The following is a 9,561-nucleotide window of genomic DNA, read 5'->3' as shown; positions in this document are numbered from 1 at the left end:
CTACATCGGCTTCCCCGGCGGCGCCGGCGGCGACTTGCGCTCCGGGCGTACCGCAGGCGGCGTTGCCGGCCGCCCGCCGATCGCCGGAAAACTGGCCCTGCACTTGATTCCCGCCGGCAGCTTCAGCCCGGGGTTGGCCATCTCCAGGCGCACCCCGAAAGTACCGCTGGCAGCATCATGCACCCGGTCGATCACTTTCACCGTCGCCGTGTAGCGGCCACCGACCGGCGCTTCCGGCAACACCTCGACGCTCTGCCCGAGCGCTAGCCTGCCGAACGCCTCCAGCGGCATCAGCACCTCGACGTACAGCGTGCCGATGTCGGCGAGTCGAAGAATCGGCTTGCGCAGGTCACGGTTGTCGGCGAGTTCTCCGGCATGCAACAGGCGATCGACGACGACGCCGTCGAGCGGGCTCTTGATCGTGCGCAGACGCAGTTGTTCCGACAACCGGCGAAATTCGATCTCTGCCAGCCGCCGGTCGTCGCGCGCCTCGATCAATTCGGACTCGGCGAGCCTCTTTTCGGTCAATGCCTCGTCGCGATCATGCAAGGAAATGAACGACTGGCTGGCCAGCTTTTCCCGGCGGTCGTACTTGGCGGAAGAGAATTCGACGCGGCTCTCTCCGGTGCGAATTTTTCCCTGCATCGTCGAGCGGTAACGCGCCGCGTCGGCGGCGGCACGTTCGACCCCCGAGTCGAGAGTCACCAGCACCTGCCCGATCCGGACCATGTCGCCGCGGTCCACCCAGATTTTCTCGATCAGCCCCTCGCTGGCGGCCCGCACCTCGACGCTCTTGCTCGGCTCGATGATGCAGTCGAACTCGCCGGCCAGCCCCCTGCCCGCCAGCAACGCGCCCAGCGCAATGATTGGCAGCCCCCTCATCGCCTACTCCCCCTTCCCGGCAAACGCCAGCGATTGTTGCACGCGCTTGTCCATTTCCAACGTCTGCCGCCGTACGCGCGAATGCTGCCGTTCCGCTGCCGCCTGGACATGGTGCCGCAGCGGTCGCGCGAGCCGCGCCGGCAACACGCCGTCGCTCCCGGTGCGGGTGCGCAGCCAGGCGAGCAGCCGCGGCGGCACATGCGCCCGAAACAGTTCGTCATCGAGCGAGACGATCGCTTCACACGATCCGGGGTCGCCCTGCCGACCCGCGCGACCGAAGAGCTGCCGATCGATGCGCGCAGCATCGTGAAACTCGGTGAGAACGACGTGCAGACCGCCGGCCTGCCGCACCTCCGGACTCAGCAGGATGTCGGTGCCGCGTCCGGCCATGTTGGTCGCCACCGTGATCCGCCCGGATTGCCCGGCGGCCGCGACGACTTCGGCCTCGTGCGCGTCCTGACGGGCGTTGAGCACGGCATGCGGCAGGCCCGCTGCGGTCAGCCGCTGGCTGGCCACTTCGGACGCCGCGACCGAACGCGTGCCGATCAGCACCGCCCGCCCACAGGCGCGCATGGCGGCAGCTCGTTCGACCACCGCCGCCCAGCGCCGATCGCTATCGACGAACAGGCGCTGGCCGAGATCGCGACGGCTCACCGGCCGGTTGGGCGGAATGCGCACGACGTCGAGCGCATACACCGCGCGCATTTCCGGCGCCACCTCGATCGCCGTACCGGTCATTCCGGCGAGACGCAGGTAGCGGCGGAAAAAGCGCTGATAGGTGATGCGCGAGATCGTGTCGCGCCGCCGGGAAAGATCGAGCCCCTCCTTGACCTCGATCATCTGGTGCAGACCGCGCTCCCACGAACGATCGGCCATCACGCGCCCGGTGTATTCGTCGACGATCTGCACCTTGTCGTCGGCGACGAGATAATGGCGATCGAGCTGATACAGATGCAGCGCCGACAGGCCCTGCTCGACGAGTTCCTCGCGCGCCCGCGCAATGCTCCACAGGCCCGGCAAGCCGGCCGCGAATTCGGCCACTGCGGCACGACCGGCGTCACTGAGCTCGACGCTGCGCTCCTGCGGTCGCAGCCGGTAATGCAGCCGACGATCGAGGCTGGCGGCCAGCGCCAGCGCCTGCTCGTAGAAGGCTCGCCCATGCGGATCTTCGACGTCGCTGGCAATGATCAAGGGCGTGCGCGCTTCGTCGATGAGCACGCTGTCCGCCTCGTCGACGATCGCGTAGTACAGCCCGCGCAAGCGTGCCGTCGGCCGGTCCCGCCGGCGTGGCCCATCGAGCCAGCCGGCGAGCAGCGCCTGCGTGCCGGCACTGCCGCGCGGCTGCGCGATACGGTCGCGCAGATAGTCGAAAACCAGGTCCTTGTTGACGCAGTAGGCCACCTCGCAGGCGTAGGCTGCCGCGCGCTGCGCGCTTTCCTGTTCGGGAACGATCAGCCCGACACGCAGACCGAAAAAACCGTAGACCGGGGCGAGCAATTCGGCATCGCGTCCCGCCAGGTAGGCATTGACCGTGATCACATGCACCGGCGCACCCGCGAGCGCGACCGTCACCGCCGGCAGCACGGCGGTCAGCGTCTTCCCTTCGCCGGTCTGCATCTCGGCCAGCGCACCGCGCAGCAGCGCATAGCCGCCCATCAGCTGGACCGGATAGTGGCGCAGACCAAGCTCGCGCGAACACACTTCGCGCACCAGCGCGAAACACTCGGCGACCGGCGCGTTCGCCGGACCTTCGCGCACCAGTGCGGCACGCACATCGACCGCGCGGCGGCGCAGCCCGGGACTGTCCAGCCTGGCCAGCTCATCGGCCAGCGCTTCGACGCGCTCGGCAAAGCGTCGCAGCCGCTGCCGGCGAACGCCGGAAGCAGCCTGCGCACAGCGCCCGAGCAGAGCGCCGAGGAAACGATCGACGCGGCCGTCCTGGAGATCGCGCCGTTCGGGATGAGGGCCGGGTGCAAACTCGTGCACCTGCCAGGCAGCGAGCAGCGCCCTAGACATCGAAGCGCGCCAGAAAAAGCTGTCGCAGACGACGCCCCCACTGCTCGGCGAGTGGCTCGGCGTGGTGATGGAAGCGGACGAAGACACGCGTCCCCACCTGCGCCGGGCCCACCTCCTCGGGCAGTTCGAGGTCGAACTGAAACAGCCTCTGCAAGGAGCGGAGACCGTTCGGGTCGCGTGGATCGGTGCCGTGACGGCCACCGCCTTCGAGCGACAGCGCCTTGCTCGGCAACTGGTCGCGGCCGCCGGGCACCTCGCGCAGCACGCGCACCGGGTAGGTCTCCTGCAGGCGATCGACGATCTTGACTTCGACCTCGGTGCGCCGCTCGCGCACCAGCGCGATGTCGTCCTGGCTGACCACCACCCGTACCAGCCGCGGCGGCCCCGTCAGTAGGTAACCCAGCAGGTCGCCCTGCTCGACGTGGCGCTCGGGCAGATCCTGCGCGCGCGCCAGCTTGAGCACGCCGGGCACTTCGGCGACGAGCAGCAGCGAGTCGAGTTTCTCCTGCGCACGCGCCAGAGCGACCTGCTCTCGCAGCAGATCTTCGCGAATCGCCGCGGCCTGCGCCCGCTCGTCGAACATCAGCGAAGCGTACTGCACTTCGAGCTGGCGCAGCCGCGCGCGACTCTGCTCGACGTCGGCCGTGAGCGCCGGATCGGCAGTCGACAACAGCGGCTCGCCGGCTTCGACCAGCGTATCCGGGGCGACCAGCAGGCGTTCGACGAAACCGCTGGCAGCGGCACGCACCTCGGCATTCTCGGGCACCCAGATCACGCCTTCGGCGTGCGTGCGCAGCGGCATGGGCACCCAGAGCACGAATCCGAGGAGGACCGCCACGCCGCCGAAGCTGACCAGCCGCGCGCGGGTACGCGAACGCTGCAGCTCGGGGTTCGACCACAGGTACGTGATCGCCTTGCCGATCGGCAGCACGAACATGGTGATCGCCGCCCAGATCGCCAGCACGACGCCAACGAAGAAGAACTCGCCGGCAATGAACAGCGTGATCAGGATCATCACCAGCGTCCGGTACACGAAGGAAGCGGCGCCGTAGAAAACGAACCAGCGACGTTCGCCGGCCGTCGCCAGCGGCCGGTCGACGCTCTTCAGACCAAACAGGTAGCGCTTGCCGAGCCACAGCCAGTACTGGTTGGCGCGAAGGCCGAGATTGGGAATCTCGATCAGGTCGGCGAGCACGTAGTAGCCGTCGTAGCGCAGCAGCGGGTTGCCGTTGAAGAGCAGCGTCGACGCGCCGGCGACGAGCATCACGTTGAACGCGATCGAGCGCAGCAGACCGGGCTCGATCAGCACCCACAGCTCCATCGCCAGCGCTGCCAGGAAGAGTTCGACGACGATGCCGGCGGCGCCGACCATCGCCCGCCGCCACTTGCTGCGAAAAGCGCCGGCCGCGCTCGCGTCGACGTACGGAATCGGCGCGAGAACGAGCAGCATGATCCCCATTTCATGCACTTCACCATCGCCCGACTTCACCGCATAGGCGTGTCCGAGTTCATGGCAGGCCTTGATCAGCGGATAGATCAGCCAGAGCAGCAGGAGATTGTGCGTGGCCAGCACCTGGTCGCTGAGGTTGCTGCTCAGCTCGCGCCAGTGCAGCCCGGCGAGCAGCAGCGCCGGCAGCACCGCCAGCAGCCACAGCGACAGCCCGAGCGGTCCGCACAGGTGGCGGACCAGCGGCCAGGTCCGATCGAGGAAGGCATCCGGGTCCCACAGCGGAATGCGGATCGACATCGGATTGATGAAGCTCTGCAGGAGTTTCTGCCGCTTCTGCCGGCTCCCTCGTTCGGCGAGTTCCTCGATGTCCGGCGGCACGTCGCTCTGCAGCAGGTCGCCCGCGTGCAGTTGCGCGAGCAGGCGGATCACCTCGTCCTGCGTCGGTGCGTCGCTGCCCATGGCTGCCGCCACCTCGTGCCAGATCGCGTCGATCGTTCGCCGGCCGTCCAGCAGTTGCATGACGGCATACGCCGCCGGACTGAATCGATGCAACTTGCTCGCGGCGCTGTCGTGCAGCACATACCAGGGCTGTCCGCGAAAGCGCTGGCGGTGGATGCGCGCGTGTGCACGCAACGCCGGCCGCAGGTCGGCAACGCGATACCACGAGGCACTCAGGAAGGGGCCGGCCATGCTCTCGCTCGCCGGCTACGGCAGCCAGGTCCACAGTTGCAGACGCAGCCAGTCGGTCAGGCGGTGCGTCCAGATCCAGGCGTAGCTCTGCCGGCCGACATCGATCTTGCCAACTCCCTCCATACCGGGCCGCAACTTCAGGTCGCTGCGTTCGAGGCGGGCTTCGACGCGAAAGACATTCCTGCCGTCTTCGGCCTCTGCCATCGAAATATTGTGCACCGCGAAAGCGAGCGCCTCGCCGGCCAGCCCGGTCAGCATCAGCTTGCCCTCCTGCCCGACCCGCACGTCGCGAATGTCGCGATCCTCGACCTTGAGGATCACCCGGTAGGCGTCGAGCGGCGCGATCTCGAACAGCAGCTTGCCCTGTTCGACCGGCGAACCAAGCAACTGCGTCAGATCGCCGCTGACGACGACGCCGTCGAACGGCGCGACGATGTTCGCGCGCAGCAGCTTCTCTTCGACCAGCACGAGTTGCGATTCGGCCTGCTGCACCTGGGCGAGCGAGACGTTGGCGTTGGCGCGCTCGTGCTTGGCGAGTGCGTCGCGGTAGCGCCCCTGATGCTGTTCGCGTTCGGCCAGCCAGCGCTGCCGCTCGACCAGCAGATCCCGGTCGTCGAGCGTCGCCAGCAACTCGCCCTGCCTGACGACGAATCCGGCGCGCACCGGCGCGGTGCGCACGAAGCCGTCGAAAGGCGCAACTGCCGCCCGTTGCACTTCGCCCTCGACGACCGCTTTGGCGCTGACCCGGTAGTCTCCGTCGAGCAGCACGACGGCAAGCAGAAACACGGCGCCCAGCGTCAGGCCGACGCGAAGCGCCGGCCGACGCGAGTCGCCGAGATGGCGCCAGCCAGAGCGCAACCGATCGACGAGGTGGCCGGCGAACCAGCGCTGCAGCTCGATCCGGTTGTCGAGCGGAGGCCCGAGCAGCGCCGCCACCGCCTCGAAGGCGCGCAGGTCGTCCGCAGAGAATGGCGTGCTCCGCTCGCAGGTCAGCACGCCGACCCCGACGCCGCCGCTGGCCAGCACCACCGAACACACGCAGCGCGTCGCTGCGAAATCGCGATGCGCGATGGCCAGACCGCCGCTCCCTTCTTCGATTGGCGGGAAAACGATGCTGCGACGCTGGTCGAACGCTTCGTCCATGGCGTTCTCGAGCGCGGCGACGAACTGGCTCTTCTTCTCGAAGAAAGCCGAGTGCGACATCGCCAGCAGGCGCGCGCGCCCGCCCCGCTCGATCCCCAGCGAAACGCGGTCGCAGGCGAACCGGCTGGCGAGATCGTTGACCACCGCCATCGCCATCGCCGGCAGGCGCTCGTGCTCGGCGGCGACGGCCAGGACGTCGAGCGCGCTGCGCGCGCGCTGCAGCAACTCGGCGTCATCGAGCCGGCGACGGCGCAGAAAAAGCGTCTCGATCCAGCCGATTCCCCAGTGCAGTTGCCGCAATACTGCCTGCAGCGCTGCGTCTGCGCGCTCGGCGACGTCGAGGACGACGGCTCCCTGCACCTGCCCTTCGAGTTCGACCGGATAGGCGACGATCACCAGGCCCTGCTGGCGCAGGACCAGCCCGCGCCGCTCGCCAAGGCATTGCTGCGCCGCCGGCGCGAGATGGGTGACGTCGCTGCTCGGCGACGGCCAGACAGCCGCCGGAACGAAGGTACCGCCCTCCTGCTCGAGCAACAGCAGCGCGCAGCGCGCCTCACCAACCTGCCGGCACTGCAGCGACAGCCAGCTCGCGCAGAAATCCGCCGCGGTCTGTGCCGAGGCGAAGGCGGCCCACAGCGCGTCGTCTGCGGCAAATCCCGACTGGCCTTCGGCTCCCGATGGCGGATTCGCCTCCTGAGTGCGAGAAGAGTAGGCGCCTGCTTGCACGTGGGTCCTTGCCAATCGGGGTGACGCAGAAGAAGACGACGACAACGGGGAATTGTAACGAAACATGACCGCCGCAAGGCAATTCGCTTTTCCGATTGCCGCATCGCGCTCGTACGGCAGCGATTTCACCGGCCCCGGCTCGCCACCGCTGCGCTCGCCGGGTGCAGCCTACGAAGCCGGGCAACGGCATCAGGAGATCGACGTGGAAGCTGCTGCGGCGCCTTCCCTTGAATGAGGCGAAGGGCTGTCGGGCATCCCGTTGCGGGACGTCCACGAAGCGAATTCCGGTGGAGTGCAGTATCACTGGTGAGCAAAAGAGCGAAAACCGTTCGAATTGCTGCGTTCGCGCACGCTGCCCGCCGTGCCTTGGCAGCGCTGCCAGTTTCATCTGCAACAGAACGCGCAAGCCTATGTCACCCGCCTCGACCAGCGCAAACCGTTGGCGCAGCGCATTCGTTCCCTCTTCAACGCGCCCGACAAGGCCGAGGCCGAGCGGCTCCTGCGCCTGGCTCTCGATGACTGGAAGCGCGATGCGCCCAAACTGGCCGCTTGGGCCGAGGAGAACCTGCCCGAAGGCTTCGCGCCGTCTTCGATCTGCCGGACAGCCTGCGGGCCCGATTGCGCACCACCAACGGCCTCGAACGCATCAACCGCGAGATCAAGCGCCATACCCGCGTCGCTTCGATCTTCTCCAACGCCGCGTCCTGCCTGCGCCTCATCTCCGCGCTCCTCGCCGAGTGCGATGAGGAATGGATGACCGGCAAAATCTATCTCAACTTGCATGCCTGATCTCAACATCCCGATGGCATCGCCTCGGAATATTTACAGAAAGAACGTTGCACTGCCATTTCGCCAGGTATCCCGGCGTAAGACAAGAGAACTGACTGACGCCTGCGGAACGATGACTTTGCCCGGCATTTCAACGCTGGCACATCGCTGTCCCGCAACCATGGCCGGAAGTGAGCATCGTGCTTGTCGCTGCGAAGGTAGCGTTCGAGGGAATGAGAAGGGAAAGGGGCAGAACCCAGGCCTTGATCGGCTAAAGGTCGGCAAACGGTCTGCCGTTCAGTGTCGAGCCGGTGGCGCTGCTCTTGATATCGTAGACCTTTCCCCTCGCGTCGGGTGATTCGGGTGGAATGATCGTCCAACTGTTGGCGCTGCCGGTGATCGGGTCATAGGGTAGCGCACGCAGGTATTTTTCGTTGACCAGTTCTTCGAGGCTTTCCGGATAGCGCCCCTTGTCGCCGTAGAACTTGTCGATCGTCTCGCGGACGAGATGCAGGTTTTCGTTGAGCACGGCCTCCTTCGCCACGTCTACGCTGTGGATGTACTTCGGCACGGCCAGGCTGAGCAGCAGGGCGATGATCGAGAGTACGACGAGCAGTTCGATCAGCGTGAACCCGCGAGCGAACGGCAGGACGCGAGTACCGCCGGTCTGCCCACCGCGGCGACCTCCGATTCTCACCATTTACGGTAGGGAACGCCGTTCAACCCGATCCCTTTCGACTTCGAGTAGACGTCGTACACGTCGTCACCCTCCTGCGGGTTGTCGGGTTCGCTCGCGTAGGCTCGCTTGCCCCAGGTATCGGCCGCCGGCACGCTGGCGTCCGGGTGCATCGGATCGCGGGGAATTTTCCGGAGGAAACGAATCTTGCTGTGTTTCGGGTCGCGCAGATCGTCCTCGCCGTCGACCAGGACCTTGAGGTTCTTCGGGTAGCCCGTATCGTTCCCCGATTTCTGGATGCGCCCGTCGTCGCTCGCCTTCTTGTAGAGGTCGATGGCGGCGCGCAGATCGCGCAGCGCCAGACGGAGATCCTGTTCCTTGCCACGCTGCAGCGACGTCTGCGCAACCGGAACGACGACGGTGGCAAGAACGGCGACCACTCCCAGGGTGATCAGCAACTCGATCAAGGAAAAACCGTTCCCCCGGCCTGCCCTGCGCGTCGCAGCCAGGCGCGGATAGGGAAGGAACGTACGCCGCCGCGACATGGTTCAGGGCGTGATCGCCACGGCGTGCGATGCCGGAAGAATGGCGCTGACCGTCGATCCGCCACTGCCGACGGGTGCCGCCGTGATCAGTTCGATGCGTGCGGCGCCCGCCGCCAGAGCACGGAAATTCATCATGACCACAGCGTCGGGAGCCGTGGCGCCGGCACTGCCGGAACTCGTCGCGGTCATCACTACCTGTCCGCCAGGGTCCACGCGGTAGCTGAAGTTGGTCTGGGCACCGCCCTGCCGCAGGAATCCCCCCTCGCTGACGTCGACCACCTGCAACAGGCGCGGATCGAAGCCGATCGCAATGGGCACGCTGACCACGGGCTGCTCGGCCTGCATCACCAGCTGCACCGCGAAAGTATCGCCAACCTTGGCTTGCGTCGTACCCTGCCAGAGCATCTGCGCCGATCCCCCGCCTCCCGACGCAAGCGGCGGCGAGGCGGCAGGTGGGGCAGCAAAGTTGGGGGGGGCCGCCGGCTGGGCGAGACTACCGTCCGCCACCGGAGCGACGGGAAATCCCTGCGGAAAGAGCCCCATTGCGGGCGGCGCTGGCGCGCCCGCGGCCGGCGCGCCAGCGCCGGACTGCACCGGCAATGCCGTCGGGTTGCCCAGTCCGGGGGGGACCGCCGGCGTCCCCGGCGGCCGCGTCGCCGTCCCGG

The 9,561-nt window shown here is 67.2% G+C and carries 8 protein-coding genes and 1 pseudogene; 2 read left to right on the top strand and 7 right to left on the bottom strand.

The window, feature by feature from the left end:
- From NFV80_RS14505 to NFV80_RS14490, 4 genes are read right to left on the bottom strand one after another with little or no spacing between them, the layout of a single operon-like run.
- Positions 1-882 (bottom strand): efflux RND transporter periplasmic adaptor subunit, encoded by an 882-nt coding sequence (locus NFV80_RS14505; RefSeq protein ID WP_295331531.1) that lies wholly within the window; start codon positions 880-882, stop codon positions 1-3.
- Between the two features lie 3 nt (positions 883-885).
- Entirely contained in the window at positions 886-2,898 is a 2,013-nt protein-coding gene (locus tag NFV80_RS14500; RefSeq protein ID WP_296759130.1) for a preprotein translocase subunit SecA, read from the bottom strand.
- Positions 2,891-5,038, bottom strand: a complete 2,148-nt coding sequence (locus tag NFV80_RS14495) for a PqqD family peptide modification chaperone (RefSeq protein WP_296759127.1) — start codon at positions 5,036-5,038, stop codon at positions 2,891-2,893. Before NFV80_RS14495 ends, NFV80_RS14500 begins: the two co-directional genes overlap by 8 nt.
- Before the next feature lie 15 nt (positions 5,039-5,053).
- Positions 5,054-6,907, bottom strand: a complete 1,854-nt coding sequence (locus NFV80_RS14490; protein WP_296759124.1) for an HlyD family efflux transporter periplasmic adaptor subunit — start codon at positions 6,905-6,907, stop codon at positions 5,054-5,056.
- A 64-nt stretch (positions 6,908-6,971) separates the two neighbouring features.
- Between NFV80_RS14490 and NFV80_RS14485 the strand changes: the two genes are divergently transcribed.
- Together NFV80_RS14485 and NFV80_RS14480 are read left to right on the top strand one after the other, a co-directional pair.
- A complete protein-coding gene (locus tag NFV80_RS14485; RefSeq protein ID WP_295331527.1) occupies positions 6,972-7,142 on the top strand; it encodes a hypothetical protein in 171 nt (56 codons plus the stop codon).
- A gap of 117 nt (positions 7,143-7,259) precedes the next feature.
- A pseudogene (locus NFV80_RS14480) lies at positions 7,260-7,696 on the top strand (transposase); the annotation flags it as partial.
- Positions 7,697-7,946: 250 nt separating this feature from the next.
- Here NFV80_RS14480 and NFV80_RS14475 read toward each other — a convergent pair.
- From NFV80_RS14475 to NFV80_RS14465, 3 genes are all read right to left on the bottom strand, one after another.
- On the bottom strand, positions 7,947-8,375 hold the full coding sequence (locus NFV80_RS14475) for a type II secretion system protein (protein ID WP_295331526.1): 429 nt from the start codon (positions 8,373-8,375) through the stop codon (positions 7,947-7,949).
- On the bottom strand, positions 8,369-8,896 hold the full coding sequence (locus tag NFV80_RS14470) for a type II secretion system protein (protein WP_295331525.1): 528 nt from the start codon (positions 8,894-8,896) through the stop codon (positions 8,369-8,371). Before NFV80_RS14470 ends, NFV80_RS14475 begins: the two co-directional genes overlap by 7 nt.
- A 3-nt stretch (positions 8,897-8,899) precedes the next feature.
- On the bottom strand, positions 8,900-9,561 hold a 662-nt coding region (locus NFV80_RS14465; protein WP_295331524.1), incomplete at its 5' end, for a cohesin domain-containing protein.

It is taken from the genome of Accumulibacter sp., assembly GCF_023806565.1.
Lineage (GTDB): Bacteria > Pseudomonadota > Gammaproteobacteria > Burkholderiales > Rhodocyclaceae > Accumulibacter.
Note: the sequence above shows the minus strand (reverse complement) of the source record. Positions and strands in the feature narration are given on the sequence as shown.